The organism is Burkholderia sp. AU45251, assembly GCF_030482905.1.
Lineage (GTDB): Bacteria > Pseudomonadota > Gammaproteobacteria > Burkholderiales > Burkholderiaceae > Burkholderia > Burkholderia aenigmatica.
Genome location: NZ_JAUJQH010000029.1, coordinates 19277 through 38169 on the forward strand (window position 1 = coordinate 19277; position 18893 = coordinate 38169).

The following is an 18893-nucleotide window of genomic DNA, read 5'->3' on the forward strand; positions in this document are numbered from 1 at the left end:
AAGGCGGGAACGGATTTCAGTGTAACAAGCCTGCAACACGGATGCGGGTTATCCCCACACGGGCTGTGGGCACGCCGCCGCACGCGGTTTGCCAAAGCCGGCTCAGTCAAGTAACTTTCGGCGTACGCCCTCGCCCTGGAGATTGGCCCGATGAAGCTCGCCCTGCCCGCCCGGATCCTGGGCCTCGCGCTCGCCGCTACCCTCGTCGCGCCCGGCGCGCATGCCGACACGCCCGTCGTGGTGTCGTCGAAGATCGACACCGAAGGCAACCTGCTCGGCAACCTCATCGCGCAGGTGCTGAAGGCACACGGCATCCCCGTCACCGAGAAGATCGCGCTCGGCACCACGCCGATCGTGCGCAAGGCGCTCACGAGCGGCGAGATCGACATCTACCCCGAATACACCGGCAATGCCGCGTTCTTCTTCAACAAGGCCGACGATCCGCTGTGGAAGAACGCAAGCCAGGGCTATGACACCGCGAAGCAACTCGACTATGCGGCGAACCATCTCGTCTGGCTCACCCCGGCACCCGCGAACAACACGTGGGGCGTCGCCGTACTCGCGCCCGTCGCGCAGTCGCAGCACCTGAAGACCTTCTCCGATTTCGGCAAGTGGGTGGCCGGCGGCGGCAAGGTGAAGCTCGCGGCGTCGGCCGAATTCGTGAACAGCGCGTCGGCGCTGCCGTCGTTCGAGAAGGCATACGGCTTCAAGCTGAAGCCCGACCAGCTCGTCGTGCTGTCCGGCGGCGACACGGCCGCGACCATCAAGGCCGCCGCGAACCAGACCGACGGCGTGAATGCCGCGATGGTCTACGGCACCGACGGCGGGATCTCGTCGAGCGGCCTCGCGGTGCTCGACGACGACAAGCACGTGCAGCCTGTCTACGCACCCGCGCCGGTGATCCGCGAAGCCGTGCTGAAAGCGCATCCGCAGATCGCCGACTACCTGAAGCCCGTATTCGCGAGCCTCGACCTGAAGACGCTGCAGACGCTGAACGCGCGCATCCAGATCAACGGCGAACCGGCCGCCGGCGTCGCGAAAAGCTACCTGAAATCGAAGGGCTTCGTTAAATGACCGGTCGCGCGGCAGCGTCCGCGCGGCGCATCACGGCGGACAAGGTCGGCATCCTGATCGGCATCCTGACGATCGTCGCCGTGCTCGGCCTGCCGTTCGCGGTGCTGCGGCCGAACCGCATCGCGGCCGGCACCGACCTGTCGGTGTTCGCCGCGCTGCCGGCCCCGCAGGCAGCCGCGCTCGCGACGCTGTGGATCGTCGGCGCGCTGTGGGCGATGACGGCGAGCCGCCCCACGTGGCGGCTCGCGGCCGGCTGCGCGTGGCTCGCGACGCTCGCGTACGCGGTCGGCGCGGCCGCGACGCACGTCGTCGCACCTGACGACATGCTCGCCCGCGTGTCGCCCTCCTCCGGCGTCTGGCTGCTGCTGTTCGCGTGGGCCGTGTTCGTCGCAGACGCGCTCGCACGGCTCGCATTCGGCCCGTGGCGACGCCTCGCCGCGCTCGTCGTTGCAATAGCAGCGATTTCGGTGCCGCTCGCGAGCGGCTGGTGGGATGGCCTCTCGGTGATGCGCGAATACGCGGTGCGCAGCGACGATTTCTGGCGGGAGGCGATCCGGCACGTGTCGCTCGCGGGCGGCTCGGTGGCTGCTGCGCTCATCGCGGGCGTGCCGCTCGGCATCGCGTGCGCGCGCATCGCGGCCGTGCGTACCGTCGCGATGCCGGTGCTCAACATCGTGCAGACGATTCCCAGCATCGCGATGTACGGGCTGATGATGGCGCCGCTCGGGCTGCTCGCCGCACGCGTGCCGCTCGCGGCTGCGCTCGGCATCCGCGGCATCGGCGTCGCGCCGGCCGTGCTCGCGCTGTTCCTGTATTCGCTGCTGCCGATCGCATCGAGCGTCGTGGTCGGGCTCGGGCAAGTGCCGCCGCACGTGACCGAAGCGGCGCGCGCGATGGGCATGACGCGCACGCAGCGGCTGCTGCGTGTCGATCTCGTGCTCGCGCTGCCGGTGATCCTGAGCGGCGTGCGCATCGTGCTCGTGCAGAACATCGGGCTGACCGCGGTCGCCGCGCTGATCGGCGGCGGCGGCTTCGGCACCTTCATCTTCCAGGGGATCGGGCAATCGGCCGCCGATCTCGTGCTGCTCGGCGCGATCCCGACGATCGCGCTCGCGCTGGTGGCGGCCGTCATGTTTGAAGCCGCGACCACGCTCGCGAAAGGGCGTGCAGGATGATCGAGATCGAACGGGCCGGCAAACGCTTCGGCGACATCGTCGCCGTCGACGACGTCTCGCTAACGATGAAGCGCGGCACAATCACCGCGCTCGTCGGCGCATCGGGCAGCGGCAAGTCGACCCTGCTGCGCATGATCAACCGGCTGATCGCGCCCACCAGTGGCACGATCCGCATCGACGGCGTCGATACGGCCACCGTTGCACCCGAGCAGTTGCGGCGCGGCATCGGCTATGCGATCCAGGGGCACGGACTGTTTCCGCACTGGAGCGTCGCGCGCAACATCGCGACCGTGCCGCGCCTGCTCGGCTGGCCCGCCGAGCGCATCGACGCGCGCGTGAACGAATTGCTCGACCTGTTCCATCTCGCACCGGCCGAGTTCGCGGACAAGCTGCCGCACGAACTGTCAGGCGGCCAGCAGCAGCGCGTCGGCGTCGCGCGCGCGCTCGCGGCCGAGCCCGCGATGCTGCTGATGGACGAGCCGTTCGGCGCGCTCGATCCGATCATCCGCAGCAAGGCGCAGGACGACCTGTTCGCGCTGCAGCGCCGCCTCGGCATCACGGTCGTGATCGTCACGCACGATATCGAGGAAGCGCTGAAGCTCGGCGACACGATCGCGGTGATGGACGGCGGCCGGCTCTTGCAGGTCGCTTCGCCGGCCGAGATTCTCGGCAAGCCGGCAGCCGGCGTCGTCGAGCAGCTCGTCGCGGGCGTCGACCGGCCGCTGCGCCTGCTCGCGCTGACGCCGATCGACTTGGTGGCGGAAGCCGGTCATGCCGACGGCGAACCGATCGCCGCGACGCGCACACTGCGCGATGCGGTGTCGGAGCTGCTGTGGCGCGGTGTCGATGTGCTGCCAGTGGAAGATGGCAACGGCCACAACACGCGCCGCATCACGCTCGATGCGATCCGCGCGCACGCCAGGAAGCCCGCATGACGACGCGCAGCAGCGTGCAGCCCAAGCGGTCGGCGCTTCTTGCGACCGTCGCACGCGCCGCCGCGCTCGCGCTGCTGCTCGTGCTGCTGTTGCGCCCCGCATCGCTGCAAGGATTGTTCGCGCCGTTCGCGGACAACGGCGCACCGGTCATCTACGATCGCGCGAGCCTGCTCGACCTCACACTCGCACATCTCGGCACGGTCGCGTTGTCGAGCGTGATCGGCACGATCGTCGCGGTCGCGGCCGGCATCGCGGTCACGCGGCCGTGGGGCGCGGATTTCCTGCCGGTCGCGCGCAGCGTCGTCGACATCGGCCAGACCTTCCCGCCCGTCGCGGTGCTCGCGCTCGCGGTGCCTGCCGTCGGCTTCGGATTGAAGCCCGTGCTGATCGCGCTCGTGCTGTATGGCCTGCTGCCCGTGTTCGAAAGCACGATCGCCGGGCTCGAGGACGTGCCGCGCGACGTCGTCGACGCCGCGCGCGGGATGGGCATGAGCGGCTGGCAGCAACTCGTGTCGGTCGAGCTGCCGCTCGCGTTTCCGGTGATCGTCAACGGGGTCCGGCTCGCGGTCGTGATCAATCTCGGCACCGCGACGATCGGCTCGACGGTCGCCGCGCGCGGGCTCGGCGACGTCATCATCGCGGGGCTGCAGACGTCGAACACCGCGTTCGTGCTGCAGGGCGGCGTGATCGTCGGGCTGCTCGCGGTGCTCGTCAGCGATGCGATCGGCGCGATTGCACGGGTAGCGGCCACCCGGCGCACGTAATGCGCGTGGGGACACATCCTGTCACGCACCGGTGCCTGTCAAAACGACCGACACGCAACGCCTGGCGACGTTCATCCGGACTCCGATGCGTGTCCGCGCAACGATTGTCTCGCTGCCCGACGCGGGTCGACACAAGCCTACATGCCGCTTTCATTCGAGCCAGCCTTCGACCACCTGCGGCAATTGGCCGATATACTAGGCGCCTTCCCATTCCCCGCACTCCACCATGCGACGGTTTCTCTGGCTGATCGTGCTTTCGCTCGGCATTGCGCAACAGGCATCGGCGCAGCAGGCGCCCGCACTGCCTGCGTTCGCGCCCGAAGCGGCCGCATCGGCACCGACCGCCGCATCCGCACCGCTCGCCGACGCCAACGATCAGCCGAACGAAGCAAACCGCCGCATCACGTCCTACCTGACGAAGAAATTCGGTGTCGCGCGGGAACGCGCCGCGAAGCTCGCCGATATCGTGAGCGTCACTGCGACGAAATATTCGCTGCCGCCCGCACTCGTTTACGCCATCATTTCGATCGAATCGCGCTTCCAGGAAAAGGCGCGCGGCCAGCATGGCGCGACCGGGCTGATGCAGGTCGTGCCGGCCGCGCACCGCGGCCTGGTGCGCAACGTGAAGGACCTGACCGAACCGAACGCGAACGTCGAAGTCGGCTCCGCAATTCTGTCGGGCTACGTGAAAGCGGCCGGCGGCAACGTGCAGGCCGGGCTGAAGAGCTACAGCGGCGGATCCAGTGCGTATGCGGCGAAGGTGATGCAGCGGGTCGAATCGTTCCGGTTCGTGCTCGAACCCGATGACGATGCGAAAGCCGCCAAAGCGCCGAGCGACACAAAGGGCCGCCTGATACCGGTCAGCGATACTTCCCCTCCTGCGTCGGCGCGCGTCAGTCAGTAAGCGCCCCCCTTTTGACGGTGCCGCGCATGCGCCACGCGATCCGACACACGATCCCCTTCCTTGCCGTCACCACGCTGGCAACCGGCCACGCTTTCGCCGAAGTCGATTGCGAACACCAGGGCCTGACGATGGACCCCGTGCGAGCCTGCATACTCGAAAACAACCATCAGGCCGTCGACCACGCGTATCAGTCGCTCGAGCGCAAGCTCAAACAGCGCAACCCCGATGCGGCCAGCGCGCTCGCGAAGTCGCAGGCCAGCTGGACCCGCTTCGCCGGCGACACCTGCGACTACGTGAAAGCCGCGAATCCTCAGCAGATGATCCCGAGCGACGCGTGGGTGAGCTGCTGGGTCGACTTCAGCCAGGCACGCGTGCGCATCCTGAAGAAATGGGAAGCGCAAGCGGACGCGCCGCCACCGGCGCAACAGTAACCGACGCGCCAAAAACCCTCACGCCTGCGCGAAATGCGCGCGCAGATACTCGATGAAAACCTGCGTCTTCGCGGGCAGCAAACGCGTTTCGGTCATCGCGAAGACGGGCACCAGCGCGCCCTCCCATTCAGGCAGCACGCGCCGCAGCCGGCCGGCGGCGACATCGTCGGCCACCACTTCCTCCGGCAACTGGATGATCCCCGCGTCATGCACGGCGAGTTGCCGGTTCATGCCCACGCTGTTCACGACGAACCGCCCACCCACCGGCACGTCGACCGCCTGCTCGCCGCGGCGCAGCGTCCACGCGGTGAGGCGCTGCACGCTCATGCACTGGTGCCGCGCCAGGTCGCCCGGTTCGAGCGGCTCGCCCGCGCGTTCGAGATAGCGCGGCGACGCATACAGATAGTTGCGGAACGTCGCGAGCCGCCGTGCGACGAGCTGCGAATCCGCGGATTCACCGATCCGGATCGCGACGTCGAACGGCTCGCTCACGAGGTCGACGCGCCGTGACGTCAGCTCGAAATCGAAGGTCAGCTTCGGGTAGCGGTTCGCGAATTCGACGATCAGCGGCGTCAGGTAGATCACCGCGAAATCGACCGGAAACGACGCACGCAGCACGCCCGCCGGTTCGGCCAGCAACCCGCCGAGCTGCTCGTGCGCGAGCCGCGCCTCGTCGACGATGCGCTTGCAGCGCTCGAAATACAGCTGCCCGGCTTCCGTCAGCTCGATGCGGCGTGTCGTGCGGTGCAGCAGCCGCAAGCCGATCGCCTTTTCCAGCGCGCCGATCCGCCGCGACAGCGTCGAATTCGGCATCCCCAGCGTGTCGGCCGCGCTGCGAAAGCCCTTCGCCTTCACGACTTCCACGAACAGCGCCATGTCGTTCAGCAGTTCCATATCGATTGCTCCACTAATGGATCAATGTTCTCCATGACACCCACTTTATCCCGAAAAAGGATCAATGGATGATTCCGGTATGGCGTCACGGCCGGCGCAACGTGCGCGACCCTCGCCCGATGCGGCACTCCCCGGTGCCGTCACCCGAACTTCGATGAGGAAATACGCGATGAAACATCTTTTCGTTCCCGCTCAAGCCGGCCAGGACGCGCCGCGCCTGTTCGCCCCGGTCCGCGTCGGCCGATACGACCTGCAGAACCGTCTGGTCATGGCACCGATGACGCGCAGCCGCGCCGCATTCGACGGCACGCCCGGCGCGCTGGCCGCCGAGTATTACGCGCAGCGCGCGGACCTCGGCCTGATCGTCAGCGAAGGCACGCAGCCGTCGGACGACGGCCAGGGCTACCTGATGACGCCCGGCATCTACACCGATGCGCACGTCGGCGGCTGGAAGACAGTCAGCGACCGCGTGCACGCTCGCGGCGGCCGGCTGTTCATCCAGTTGATGCACGTGGGGCGCATGTCGCACCCCGACAATACGCCGCATCATCGGCAGGGCGTCGCGCCTTCCGCGATCGCGCCGGGCGTGCCGATGTTCACGATGAAAGGGATGCAGGAGATTCCCGCGCCGCGCGCGCTGACGACGGACGAAGTGCGCAACACCGTGAACGACTTCCGCATCGCCGCGCGCCGCGCGATCGAGGCGGGTGCCGACGGTGTCGAGATCCACGGCGCGAACGGGTATCTGGTCCAGCAGTTCTTCGCGCCGAACGCCAACACGCGTACCGACGCGTACGGCGGCTCGATCGAGAATCGCGCGCGCTTCGCGATCGAGGTGGCCGAAGCGATCGCCGACGAGATCGGTGCGGACCGCACCGCGATCCGCCTGTCGCCGGGCACCACGCTGTGGGGCATCGACGAAGGCCCGGAAAGCGCCGGCCTGTATCGCTACCTCGCGACGGAACTCGACCGGCTCGGCCTCGCGTACCTGCACGTGATGCACGGGGGCGACGAGCCGCTACTCGCGGACCTGCGCGCACGCTGGAACGGCACGCTGATCGTGAACCGGCCGGGCCGCGCGCGTGACGCGATCGGCACGGATGTCGCGACGGGGCTCGCCGATCTCGAAGCGTATGGCCAGATGGTGCTCGCGAATCCGGATTTCGTGACGCGGCTGAAGACGGGCGCACCGATGAACGACGCGCAGCGCGACACGTTCTTCGGCGGCGATGCGCGCGGGTATGTCGACTATCCGGCGCTGGATGGGGCGGCTGCGGCCTGACGCTTCGGATCAGGGCGATCGCCGTGACACGCTGGAACGCATGTTGCGGCGATCGCCCGTGGAAAGCCCGATTTCAAAGCAGGTCGACGTTCACCCGGGACACCATGGGCGCAATACGCAGCACGCGGTCGGCCTGGGCACACACGTACTCCGAAATATTACCTACCCAGCCACGTTCGTCGCCCGCGTAAACATCGGACTTCGCCAATTCGGGGGCGAGCGTCCTCGCCAGACTTGCCATCTTCGACATTTCGCGCGCGACGAACGATGGCCGGATCTGCGTGCGATGTGCAAAATCCGCAAGAGCGAACGCGGTCAGTTCCTCCGTGCGAAAAACATCCCCGTAGGCCATCGCCATATCCTGGACGTATGCGTCGCCATACACGTTGACACAAACGAGGTCGTAAAGCGGCGCCGGTGCAAGCCCGCCACCGCTGACGAAAAACGAGATGTTCTTGCCATGCGCGTCGCTGTTGCCGATCAGCAGTTGCAGCAGTGCCCAGCGCAGCATTGCCGTGCGCGCGGCCGCCGGGGTCTCGAGGCACGGCGTCAGCGAGAACAGCTTCTCGAAGCTCACGCCTTCGCGAATATTGCGCACGTCCGCGTTGTTACCGAGGTTGCGTTCGTACTTGAGCGTCGCCGGCAAGTCCAATGCCTGGCATCCATCGATGACATGAAGGCGCCGCACCGCACTGACGCGCGTCGGATCGTCCGGCTCGGTCGTCACGATCCGATCGAAGCGCTCGATGAGCAAAATGGGTTCCGGGATGCGGCGAATCTCGACGGGCGCCACTGGCAGCCCCATTCGAGCGGCCAGCGTCATACAGAAATGCTCGTTGGCGACCATGAACGGCGCATGCGGGTTGCCCGACTCCGGCTTCAGGATGTGCGTGCTGCTGAGCGCCCCTTCGACGAGTGCAAATTGCTCCCCCTCGACCAGCACCTGCAGCTTGTCCTGATGGCCGGCAATCGACAGCCGGACCCGGCCGTCCCACACCGGAAAAGGGATCGTGTCGCGCTTGCGAATGCGGTCGGTCAACTCCTCCGCGGATATCACGCGACGTTCCGACTCGAGGGCATCCGGTGCCTGCGCGCGCGCTCCGTCGTCCGGCAGGAAACTCAGCGCGCCGACCGGCTCCTTGCCGAGCATCCGGATCAGGCCGAACACGTTGTCCTTCGATAGCTGATACATCGCCGCGGCCACTTCGAGCGCACGCCCCTCGGGCAACAAATTGCCGATGAAGCGCTGCACCGCACCCACGGGAAGCGAACGACCGTCGAGCGGAATGCACGGCGACAACGCGAACGCATCAGCGCGCGCCTGCCACGTCGGGTCATACGAAAAACCGTAGTCATCCTGACGGGCGTCGTAGGTCAGTTGCCCGACGAGCGAACCGTTGGTCGAGATGCGCAGGCGATGAACCATCACGCGCCTTCCCTCGACCCCGCCAGAACAGTCGGCTCAGCCAGTTCATGCAGCGCCTTGCGCGCGACGGGCACGTCGCGTTTCGGTACGACGAGCAAATTGAGCCCTAGACCGTCGAGTACCTTGAACAACTTGTCGAGGCTCACTGCCCGGCCGTTTTCGAGCCGCGACAGCACATCCTTGGAGACGCCGAGCATATCGGCCGCGTCGTCGATCCGCATCTGGTTCTGCGCCCGCCGGTTGCGGACGAGCGCCCCCAACGCCGCGAGATCCTGCGCAAGCGGGTCGGGTGATGCAATCGGGCGGGGTAAGGTGCGGGCCATAATTCCGAGATACCAGGAACAAAACACCGACGAACGTGTATCGACGGCATTGTTACGAGAATATCGGAATTATAGGCTTGAACGCCGATGAAGGCCAATTGTTCTCATATTTCAGGAATAAATGCCAACACACTCAAGGTTGACACATTATTCTCATATTTCAGGAACTATACAGGCCAACAAGTGCCACGCTGGCGGCCGACCGGCATCGTGGCGACGCGCTCGTCGACCGCCTCTCCCCCATCAAAACTGCCCCGCCGCCCCCGTCCACCGTAGATAATCGCCGCGCGTCCAGTCGAGCGACACGCCGACCCGCTTCGTGCCCGGCCGGATCTTCGGCTTGTACACCGACAGCGTCAGCGACTCCAGCGCCGGCCATTCGCGGAACGACAGCACCGCGATATCGGCCACCAGCGTCTCCAGCAACCGCGTATGCGGCTTGTGCGACAGGAACGCGGCAAGGCGCGCGCAATAGCCGTCGTAATCGATCCACTCGCCCTGCTCGCTCGGTTCGCAGCGATAGCCGAGCCGCGCATCGATCACGATCGGCTGCGGCGCTTCATGCTCGTGCGCATGAATGCCGATCCGCGCGGGCACCTTCAGTTCGTCGACGAACACGCTCCAGCCGCACCCGCGCAGGCGCGGCGCGTCGATCGCCACGAACGGTTCGTCGAACGGCTTCATGATGCAAGCGGCGCCGCGGCGTCGAGCATGATGCGCACGAAGTAGTCGGCGAAGCTGCGACGCAGGACGATCTCGAACGCATCGTCACCGGTCGGGATCAGCATGATCGACGACTTGAAGTAGTGCGACTGCGCGCACTGGCCCGGCTTGAACGCGCGCGGATGGAGATCGAGCGGGCAGCCGCGTGCGAGCACGTCGCGCACGCGTTCGCCGCTGATCTCGACAACCGTGTAGCCGCTGCCGACATCGACGGCCGCCGCATACGAACCCTGCACGGCCTCCGCAAGCTGCGCCTCCAGCACGCCGGCCTGCACCGGCCCGTTCGAGCGCACGAGCCATTCGTCCGGGCCGAGCCACAGCACGTCGTACTCGGCGCCGCGCGCGACCGTGTTCGGCGCAGCGGGCGGCCGGCAGCCGACCACGCGCTCGAACGCGCTCACGAACGCCGGATCGCTCAACTCGCCACGCACGTTGACGAGATCGAGGAACGGCCGCTCGCGCAGCGTGAACTTCTTCGAGGCGCGCGCCTGGTGCGGCTTCAGCACGTCGGCCGCGCCGACGAACGGCGATTCAAGCGTCACGCCGCCCGCGCCCGCCACCTGCGTCTGGTTTCTGGTTTCATTCCACATGCTGACGCACCCCTTCGGTATCGTAGAAAACCGGGCTCGAGATCTTCGCGGTGATGCGCTTGCCGTTGGCCAGCGGAATCACGACACTCTCGCCCATCTTGTTCAGGCCGCCCTTCACCACCGCGAGCGCGATCGAGCGCTTCAGGATCGGGCTGTAGTAGCTCGACGTCACATGGCCGATCATCGGCGTCGGATCGACCGCCGACACCTGCGTGTCCTTCGCGACGATCTGCGCGCCTTCCGGCAGCACGAACTGTTCGTCCTCGGTCAGCAGGCCGACGAACTGCTTGCGGCCTTCCTTCGCGGTATCCGAGCGCGTGAGCGAACGCTTGCCGAGGAAGTCCTTCGACTTCGCGACGAGCCCGCCCATCCCGAGGTCGTACGGCGTGATCGAGCCGTCGGTATCCTGGCCGACGATGATGTAGCCCTTCTCCGCGCGCAGCACGTGCATCGTCTCGGTGCCGTACGGCGTGATGTCGAACTCGGCACCGGCCGCCATCAGCGCTTCCCACACCGCGCGGCCCGCATTCGCCGGCACGTTCACTTCATAGGCCAGCTCGCCCGAGAAGCTGATCCGCATCACGCGCGCCTTCGCGCCCGCGACGGTGCCGTTCCGGTAGCTCATGAACGGGAACGCTTCGTTGCCGAAGTCGATGTCCTGGCACACCTTCTGCACGACCTTGCGGCTCTTCGGGCCGACCACCGCGAACGTCGCCCAGTGATCGGTGACCGACGACAGCCGCACCTTCATGTCGGGCCATTCGGTCTGCAGCCAGCGTTCAAGCCACGTGAGCACGCGCGCCGCGCCGCCCGTCGTGGTCGTCATCATGAAATGCTGGTCGGCGAGGCGCACCGTCACGCCGTCGTCGAACACCATCCCGTTCTCGTCGAGCATCAGCCCGTAGCGGCACTTGCCCACTTCGAGCTTGTTCCACGGGTTCGTGTACATCCAGTTCAGCAGCTTCACCGCGTCCGGGCCCTGGATGTCGATCTTGCCGAGCGTCGATGCGTCGAGGATGCCGACGCTGTTGCGCACCGCCAGGCATTCGCGCTTCACGGCCGCATGGAGATCCTCGCCGTTCTTCGGGAAGTACCACGGCCGCTTCCAGTTGCCGACGTCCTCGAACAGCGCGCCGTGCTCGACGTGCCACTCGTGCACGCAGGTCTTGCGGATCGGGTCGAGGAAATCGCCGAGCTCGCGGCCCGCGAACGTGCCGAACGACACGGGCGTGTAGTTCGGGCGGAACGTCGTCGTGCCCGTTTCAGGAATCGTCTTGCCGAGCGCGCCCGCGAGGATCGCCATCCCGTTGATGTTGCCGAGCTTGCCCTGGTCGGTGCCGAAGCCCATCGCCGTATAGCGCTTCACGTGCTCGACCGACTCGAAGCCTTCGCGTGCGGCCAGCAGAATGTCCGCGGCCGACACGTCGTTCTGGAAGTCGACGAACTGCTTCGGCCCGCGCGCCGCGGCTTCGCGGCTGCCGACCAGCCACAGCGGCTGCAGTGCGCCTTCGACGGCTTCCGCGACCTGCGGTGCGACCGCGCGCTGCTCAGCCGTGAAGCCCGCCGCCTTCGCGGCCTCCACGCCCGCATCGACCGCGAGCCGCAGCGCGCGCGCCAGGCCGAATTCGCCGGCTGCGGCACCAATGCTCGCTTCCGCCTGCACGGGCTTGCCCGGCAGGAAGCAGGCCTTCTCGTCGTTCCAGCAGGCCTTGCCGCCCGACTGCGCGAACAGGTGCAGCACCGGGCTGAAACCACCCGACATCGCGACGAGGTCGCACGGCAGCGTCTGCAGCTTGCCGCCCACCTGGCCGTTCGAGAGCGACGCGACGTCGACCGACGATACGCGCCACTTGCCGGATGCGCCCGTCACGACCGCGCCGCTCATCACCGTCACGCCCTGCCGCTTCGCGGCGGCCGGCAGCGCACCGTTCGACGACGCGCGCGAATCGACGACCGTCACCTTCGCGCCGCACGCCTTCAGGTCGAGCGCGGTCTGGTAGGCGCGATCGTTGTTCGTGAACACGACCGCGTTGCGGCCCGGCAGCACGCCGAAGCGATGCACGTAGGTGGACACCGCACCGGCGAGCATCACGCCCGGCAGGTCGTTGTTGCCGAACACGATCGGCCGCTCGTGCGCGCCGGTCGCGAGGATCACGCGCTTCGCGCGGACCTTCCACAGCAGCTCGCGCGTACCCTTGCGCATCGACACCGGCAGGTGATCGGTCAGGCGCTGCGTGACCGTCACGAGGTTGTGGTCCTGATAGCCGAACGCGGTGCTGCGCGACAGGATCGTCACGTCGGGCAGCTTGCGCAGCTCGGCCTCGATCTTCTCGACCCATTGCAGCGCGGGCTTCGCGTCGATCTCGGCGCGGCACGACAGCAGGCTGCCGCCGAGTTCGCGCTGGTCGTCGACGAGGATCACGCGCGCGCCGGCCGTGGCGGCCGCATGCGCGGCGGCGAGGCCCGACGGGCCACCGCCGACGACGAGCACGTCGCAGTGCGCGTAGCACTTGTCGTAGCGATCGGCGTCGAGCGCTTCCGGCGCCTTGCCGAGGCCGGCTGCTTCACGGATCTTCTCTTCGTACTTCGGCCACATGTTGCGCGGCCACATGAAGGTCTTGTAGTAGAAGCCGGCCGGCAGGAAGCGCGACAGCTTCTGGTTGATCGCGTACTTGTCGTTCTCGAGCGTCGGCTCCGCGTTCACGCTGGACGCGACGAGCCCCTGATACAGCTCGATCTCGGTCGCGCGCGCGTTCGGCACCGTGTACGGGCCCGATTCGAGCTGCACGACGGCATTCGGTTCCGCGACGTCGGCCGTCACGATCCCGCGCGGACGGTGGTACTTGAAGCTGCGCGCGACGAAGTGCACGCCGTTCGCGAGCAGCGCGGACGCGAGCGTGTCGCCCTGGAAGCCTTGATACGTGCGGCCGTTGAACGTGAACGTCAACGGAATCGCGCGATTGATGCGGCCACCGGTGCCGAGGCGGTCTTTCTGGCTCATTTGCTCGTGCCCTCTTCGTGTGCGTTGCCGGCAGCTTCGCCGAACTTTTCGTAGCCCTTGATATCGTAGGTCACCGTGTCGCGCGTGGCCTTGAACCAGCGGCGACAGCCCTGCGCGTGCAGCCACTGCTCCTTGTGCAGCCCGCGCTTGTTCTCGCGCATGAACACGTACTCGCCCCATTCGCGGTCGGTCATATTCTCGTTCGCAACCGGGCGCACGATGTCGGCTTCACCGCCGCACGTGAACTCGGATTCGGCGCGCGGCCCGCACCACGGACATTCGATCAGCAACATGTTTCCTTCTCCTTCAGTGCGGGGGTTAGTGCGCGACGGCGGCAGCGCCGTGCTCGTCGATCAGGTGGCCCGTGTAGAAACGGTCGAGCGCGAACGGCGCGTTCAGCGGATGCGGTTCGTCGCGGGCGATCGTGTGCGCGAACACCCAGCCCGAGCCGGGCGTCGCCTTGAAGCCGCCGGTGCCCCAACCGCAGTTGAAATAGAGGCCCTTCACGTCGGTCTTGGTGATGATCGGGCACGCGTCCGGCGACACGTCGACGATGCCGCCCCACTGGCGGTTCATCCGCACGCGCGAGAACACCGGGAACATCTCGACGATCGCCTGCAGCGTGCTTTCGATGATGTGGAAGCTGCCGCGCTGGCCGAAGCCCGTGTACTGGTCGATGCCCGCACCGATCACGAGGTCGCCCTTGTCGGACTGGCTGATGTACGCGTGCACCGCGTTCGACATGATCACCGAGTTGACGACCGGCTTGATCGGCTCGGACACCAGCGCCTGCAACGGGTGGCTTTCGATCGGCAGGCGCACGCCGGCCATGTCGGCGAGCGTCGTCGTGTTGCCGGCTGCGACCACCGCAACCTTCTTCGCCTTGATGAAGCCCTTCACCGTATCGACGCCGACGACTGCACCGCCTTCGCGGCGAATGCCCGTCACCTGGCAGTTCTGGATGATGTCGACACCCGCGCGGTCGGCGCCGCGCGCGAAGCCCCAGGCCACCGCGTCGTGACGCGCCACACCTGCCCGGCGCTGGATCGATGCGCCGAGCACCGGATAGCGACTGTTCAGGTTGATGGTCGGCTCGATTTCCTTGATCTGCGCGGGCGTCAGGAATTCAGCGTCGACGCCGTTCAGCCGGTTCGCGTTCACGCGACGCTCGGTGTCACGCACGTCCTGCAGTGTGTGGGCCAGGTTCATCACGCCGCGCTGGCTGAACATCACGTTGTAGTTCAGGTCCTGCGACAACCCTTCCCACAGCTTCATCGCCTTCTCGTACAGCGCGGCCGATTCGTCCCACAGATAGTTCGAGCGCACGATCGTCGTGTTGCGCGCGGTGTTGCCGCCGCCGATCCAGCCCTTCTCGAGAATCGCGACGTTCGTGATCCCGTGCTCTTTGGCGAGGTAGTACGCGGTCGCGAGGCCGTGGCCGCCGCCGCCGACGATCACGACGTCGTATTCCTTCTTCGGTTCCGGGCTCTTCCACTGCTTTTCCCAGTTCTCGTGATACGAGAGGCCGTTGCGGAACAGGCTGAATATCGAGTAGCGGCTCATGTTAGTGATCCTTCGTTTAGCATTCGATGACGTTCACGGCCAGACCGCCGCGCGACGTTTCCTTGTATTTCGTCTTCATGTCGGCGCCCGTCTCGCGCATCGTCTTGATGACCGAATCGAGCGACACGTAGTGCTGGCCATTGCCCTTGAGCGCCATCCGCGATGCGTTCAGCGCCTTGATCGCGCCCATCGCGTTGCGCTCGATGCACGGGATCTGCACGAGCCCGCCGACCGGGTCGCAGGTCATCCCGAGGTTGTGCTCCATGCCGATCTCGGCGGCGTTCTCGACCTGGTCGGGCGTGCCGCCCATCACCGCGGCGAGCGCGGCGGCGGCCATCGAGCACGCGACGCCCACTTCGCCCTGGCAACCGACTTCCGCACCCGAGATCGACGCGGTTTCCTTGTAGATGATCCCGATCGCCGCGGCCGTCATCAGGAATTCGACGATGCCGGCTTCGTTCGAGCCCGGCACGAACTTCACGTAGTAGTGCAGCACCGCGGGAATCACGCCGGCCGCGCCGTTGGTCGGCGCGGTGACGACACGGCCGCCCGCCGCGTTCTCCTCGTTGACGGCCATCGCATACAGGTTGACCCAGTCGAGCATCGACAGCGGATCGCGCAGCGATTCCTCCGAGCGCTCGCGCAGGCGGGCATTCAGCTCGGCCGCGCGGCGCTTCACGCGCATCGGGCCCGGCAGGTCGCCCTCGACCTTGCAGCCGCGCTCGACGCACGCGGCCATCGTGCGCCAGATCGCGAGCAGCCCGGCGCGCACTTCGTCGGCGGGACGCAGCGCGCATTCGTTGCGCATCATCAGCTCGGCGATCGACAGCCCGTGCTCGCGACACTGGCGCATCAAGTCGTCGCCGGTGCGAAACGGATACGGCACCTCGACCGCCGCACGCACGCCGTTCACGCGATCGCCGTCGCGGTTCACGACGAAGCCGCCGCCGACCGAGTAATACTCTTTCTCGACGAGCAGCTGGCCGTGCTCGTCGAAGGCCTGGAAGCGCATGCCGTTCGGGTGCACGATGCTCGTGCCGCTCATCAGCTTGCGATAGAAGCCGATGTGCTCCTTCTCCTCGAAGCGGACGGTCTGCTTGCCGAGCAGCGACAGCGATTTCTCCGCGCGGATCGCGGCAAGCCGCGGCTCGATCAGGTCCGGGTCGATCGTGTCGGGCAGGTGGCCCTCGAGGCCGAGCAGCACGGCCTTGTCGGTACCATGGCCCTTGCCGGTCGCGCCGAGCGAGCCGTATAGTTCGACCCGCACGCGGCGCACGAACCCGAGCAGGTTCGCGTCCTCCACGTGCGACGCGAAGCGGCACGCGGCGATCATCGGGCCGACCGTATGCGAACTGGACGGGCCGATGCCGATCTTGAACAGGTCGAAGACGCTGACGTTCATCTGGCTTCCTCTGGGTGGGACACACGTGAAATGACGTTGGCGCCAGTACATCAAAGCGTAAAATCGGCCGATAGAACAAAAACGGCATCGGCGTGGGATACCGCCGCCAAGCACCACTTCGGTGGCCCCGAAAGTGCGTTTTGGCGATGGTTGGCGACGGAAAACCACAAGTCGGGCCGGAACCGATCGGCGACGCTGGTTACATCCGCGCCGCCTGGCCCCGCCCGCTTGCCGTACCCGCATTACCCGTATCAACAGACTGAGTGAGACCGCCCGCCCGGCGTGAAGAGATTGGCCGCAATGACAACCGACGTCCCCGCTTCCCCCCTCGCAGAACCCGCGCCGCGGCGTATCCGCTTCGGCATCGTGCTGCTGCCGAACTTCACGCTGACGGCCTTCTCGGGCTTCGTCGACATGCTGCGGCTGTCGGCGGACGACGGCGACTACAGCAAGCCCGTGCGCTGCGCGTGGAGCGTGATCGGCGAGACCCTCGCGCCGGTGCGCGCGAGCTGCGGGATCCAGATCACGCCGTGGGAAACCTTCGACGCGGCCGAGCCGTTCGACTATGTGGTGGTGGTCGGCGGGCTGCTGCATTCGGGCCCCCAGGCGGGCCCCGAGACGCTCGACTTCATCCGCCGCTCGGCGGCCGACGGCGCGACGGTGGTCGGCATCTGCACCGGCGTGTTCACGCTGATGCGCGCGGGCGTGCTCGACGGGCACCGCACCTGCGTGAGCTGGTTCCACTACTGGGATTTCATCGAGCGCTTTCCGGCCGCCGACCCGGATCTGCTGATCGCCGACCGGCTGTTCGTGATCGACCGGCGCCGCATCACCTGTTCAGGCGGCCGTGCGTCGATCGACGTCGCCGCCGCGATCCTGCTGCGTCATTTCGATCACGCGACCGTGCAGAAGGCGCTGCGCATCCTGCTGGTCGGCGAGATGCAGAAAGGCAATGCGCCGCAGCCGCATCCGCCAGGGCTCGAACCGGCCACGCATCCGAAGGTCAAGCGCGCGATTCTCCTGATGGAACAGCATGTCGGGCGTGCGCTGTCGCTCGACGAGCTCGCGAGCAAGCTGGATTTGTCCACGCGGCAACTCGAGCGGCTGTTCAAGGCGGAAACGGGCAAGAGCCCGCAGGCGTTCGCGAAGCAGGTGCGGCTGCGTACGGCCGCATGGCTGCTGACGAGCTCGGATCGCACGGTGGCCGATATCGCATCGAGCTGCGGGTTCGCCGATGCGTCGCACCTCGGGCGCGAGTTCCGCAAGCAGTACGGCGTGCCGCCGGCGACGTATCGGGAACGGGGGGGTGACGTGGCGGAAGCCGGTGCGGCGGCGGAGGAGAACGAGCCGTTATCTCAAACCCCGCTCATTTCCTCCGACTGAACGCGGTCGATTATTCAGGCCGAGTGCATCACGCAACCATGTTGGCAGCGACTGCCGATTCATTTCGGCAGTGCGTGAATGACGGCATGTCGCGGAATGGATTATTCGAATATCGCGCGCTTCCGGCGATTGGACCGTTTCGTGCGCGCGATGCAAACGAGACGCTATCGCACAGCGGGCCCGAGATCATAGGTCTTCTGCAGGTCGCCGAAAGTCACGATCACCTTCGATGCCTTCCCGCGCTTGATGACGAACACATTGTTGTTGATCACGCCCGTGGTGGGCATCATGCCGGGCGTCCGGTCTTCGCTCGACTCGATACTCAACGTGAGTGAATCGCTTCCGCCTGGCGCATCGGGCACCGTCCGAACCGTGTCCGCATACCCGCGGTCGAGGAACGACTGGTGCGAAATCACCAACAACAGATCATCCGGCCCCGGGTTGATGTCGGGCGGCAGCTGCGCGGTCCCGTAGTTCGCCGTCCGGAAGCCACGCAAGTCGTCCGGCGAACGAACGACCGTCAGGTAGGTGTTCAGCCCAAGAATCAGGAACGCGCTATCGCCCTTCGTCTGCTGGCCTTGCGCATCCTCCTTGATCGCGTGAGGCGCCGTGTTCACGTCGCCGGCGGATGGCAATGGTAGCCCCGGCACGGTGAGCGACGTGAATTGACCCGCCGGCGAATAATTGACCGGCGTGTCGTGCCTGCTGCACGCCGCCAGCATGACCGCGAGCGCGATCCAGACAGCGCGAAAAGATACGCCTTCGAATTTGAACGGCACGAACGTCTCCCGAACACCTTTCCTGTTTTGTTGCCCCATCGCATGCCGCGGCTTGGCGAACACCGATCGCAAGCGAATTGAATAAAAGCCGATTGGAAATCTGGCCACCTATTCACCGGAATTCAGGGCTTTATACCATGCGGCGATTTTGGATCGAGCGTCACGGAAAACCCGAGACGGCTCCAATGGAAATGGCGAATCCGCCGAATCGATCAAGACAATTGGACGCGGATCATCGGTACGC

At 66.5% G+C, this 18893-nt stretch carries 18 protein-coding genes; 8 read left to right on the forward strand and 10 right to left on the reverse strand.

Annotated elements, in window-relative coordinates:
- The first annotated feature begins 150 nt into the window (after positions 1 to 150).
- The 6 genes from QZM67_RS34270 (at position 151) to QZM67_RS34295 (ending at position 5283) form a co-directional block, all read left to right on the forward strand.
- Entirely contained in the window at positions 151 to 1074 is a 924-nt protein-coding gene (locus QZM67_RS34270; RefSeq protein ID WP_043180592.1) for an ABC transporter substrate-binding protein, read from the forward strand.
- Positions 1071 to 2249 (forward strand): ABC transporter permease, encoded by a 1179-nt coding sequence (locus QZM67_RS34275; protein WP_043180595.1) that lies wholly within the window; start codon positions 1071 to 1073, stop codon positions 2247 to 2249. The genes QZM67_RS34270 and QZM67_RS34275 overlap by 4 nt, the downstream gene beginning before the upstream one ends.
- On the forward strand, positions 2246 to 3184 hold the full coding sequence (locus tag QZM67_RS34280) for an ABC transporter ATP-binding protein (RefSeq protein WP_175024590.1): 939 nt from the start codon (positions 2246 to 2248) through the stop codon (positions 3182 to 3184). The genes QZM67_RS34275 and QZM67_RS34280 overlap by 4 nt, the downstream gene beginning before the upstream one ends.
- Positions 3181 to 3948 carry an ABC transporter permease gene (locus tag QZM67_RS34285; protein ID WP_301810247.1) on the forward strand — a complete coding sequence of 256 codons (768 nt, stop codon included), beginning with the start codon at positions 3181 to 3183 and terminating at the stop codon, positions 3946 to 3948. Before QZM67_RS34280 ends, QZM67_RS34285 begins: the two co-directional genes overlap by 4 nt.
- 226 nt (positions 3949 to 4174) lie before the next feature.
- The gene (locus QZM67_RS34290; RefSeq protein ID WP_301810250.1) at positions 4175 to 4852 is read left to right on the forward strand and encodes a lytic transglycosylase domain-containing protein; all 678 of its coding nucleotides are present in this window, start codon (positions 4175 to 4177) and stop codon (positions 4850 to 4852) included.
- 26 nt (positions 4853 to 4878) lie between these two features.
- The gene (locus QZM67_RS34295) at positions 4879 to 5283 is read left to right on the forward strand and encodes a lysozyme inhibitor LprI family protein (protein WP_301810253.1); all 405 of its coding nucleotides are present in this window, start codon (positions 4879 to 4881) and stop codon (positions 5281 to 5283) included.
- Between the two features lie 18 nt (positions 5284 to 5301).
- On the opposite strand, the gene QZM67_RS34300 is transcribed toward QZM67_RS34295, so the two are convergent.
- Positions 5302 to 6177 carry a LysR family transcriptional regulator gene (locus tag QZM67_RS34300; RefSeq protein ID WP_175024594.1) on the reverse strand — a complete coding sequence of 292 codons (876 nt, stop codon included), beginning with the start codon at positions 6175 to 6177 and terminating at the stop codon, positions 5302 to 5304.
- 169 nt (positions 6178 to 6346) lie between these two features.
- On the opposite strand from QZM67_RS34300, the gene QZM67_RS34305 reads away from it, so the two are divergent.
- Positions 6347 to 7459 (forward strand): alkene reductase, encoded by a 1113-nt coding sequence (locus tag QZM67_RS34305; RefSeq protein ID WP_301810261.1) that lies wholly within the window; start codon positions 6347 to 6349, stop codon positions 7457 to 7459.
- Positions 7460 to 7532: 73 nt separating this feature from the next.
- On the opposite strand, the gene QZM67_RS34310 is transcribed toward QZM67_RS34305, so the two are convergent.
- The 8 genes from QZM67_RS34310 to QZM67_RS34345 all read right to left on the reverse strand — a co-directional run bounded on the left by QZM67_RS34310 (position 7533) and on the right by QZM67_RS34345 (position 16487).
- A complete protein-coding gene (locus tag QZM67_RS34310) occupies positions 7533 to 8885 on the reverse strand; it encodes a HipA domain-containing protein (protein WP_301810264.1) in 1353 nt (450 codons plus the stop codon).
- On the reverse strand, positions 8885 to 9208 hold the full coding sequence (locus QZM67_RS34315) for a helix-turn-helix domain-containing protein (protein ID WP_175024597.1): 324 nt from the start codon (positions 9206 to 9208) through the stop codon (positions 8885 to 8887). The genes QZM67_RS34310 and QZM67_RS34315 overlap by 1 nt, the downstream gene beginning before the upstream one ends.
- 243 nt (positions 9209 to 9451) lie before the next feature.
- Entirely contained in the window at positions 9452 to 9892 is a 441-nt protein-coding gene (locus QZM67_RS34320) for a dihydroneopterin aldolase (RefSeq protein WP_301810266.1), read from the reverse strand.
- Complete coding sequence (locus tag QZM67_RS34325) at positions 9889 to 10521, reverse strand: sarcosine oxidase subunit gamma (RefSeq protein ID WP_301810268.1); 633 nt, start codon at positions 10519 to 10521, stop codon at positions 9889 to 9891. Before QZM67_RS34325 ends, QZM67_RS34320 begins: the two co-directional genes overlap by 4 nt.
- Positions 10511 to 13522, reverse strand: coding sequence for a sarcosine oxidase subunit alpha family protein (locus QZM67_RS34330; RefSeq protein WP_301810270.1), 3012 nt, complete (start codon positions 13520 to 13522; stop codon positions 10511 to 10513). Before QZM67_RS34330 ends, QZM67_RS34325 begins: the two co-directional genes overlap by 11 nt.
- Positions 13519 to 13815: a sarcosine oxidase subunit delta gene (locus tag QZM67_RS34335; RefSeq protein WP_175024600.1), complete on the reverse strand. Its 297-nt coding sequence runs from the start codon at positions 13813 to 13815 to the stop codon at positions 13519 to 13521. The genes QZM67_RS34330 and QZM67_RS34335 overlap by 4 nt, the downstream gene beginning before the upstream one ends.
- 25 nt (positions 13816 to 13840) lie before the next feature.
- Positions 13841 to 15085 carry a sarcosine oxidase subunit beta family protein gene (locus QZM67_RS34340; RefSeq protein WP_006480591.1) on the reverse strand — a complete coding sequence of 415 codons (1245 nt, stop codon included), beginning with the start codon at positions 15083 to 15085 and terminating at the stop codon, positions 13841 to 13843.
- Positions 15086 to 15101: 16 nt separating this feature from the next.
- A complete protein-coding gene (locus QZM67_RS34345) occupies positions 15102 to 16487 on the reverse strand; it encodes an L-serine ammonia-lyase (protein WP_043180619.1) in 1386 nt (461 codons plus the stop codon).
- Between the two features lie 300 nt (positions 16488 to 16787).
- Between QZM67_RS34345 and QZM67_RS34350 the strand changes: the two genes are divergently transcribed.
- Entirely contained in the window at positions 16788 to 17870 is a 1083-nt protein-coding gene (locus QZM67_RS34350) for a GlxA family transcriptional regulator (protein WP_301810276.1), read from the forward strand.
- Between the two features lie 164 nt (positions 17871 to 18034).
- On the opposite strand, the gene QZM67_RS34355 is transcribed toward QZM67_RS34350, so the two are convergent.
- On the reverse strand, positions 18035 to 18712 hold the full coding sequence (locus QZM67_RS34355) for a hypothetical protein (RefSeq protein ID WP_186248935.1): 678 nt from the start codon (positions 18710 to 18712) through the stop codon (positions 18035 to 18037).
- Positions 18713 to 18893 lie beyond the last annotated feature (181 nt).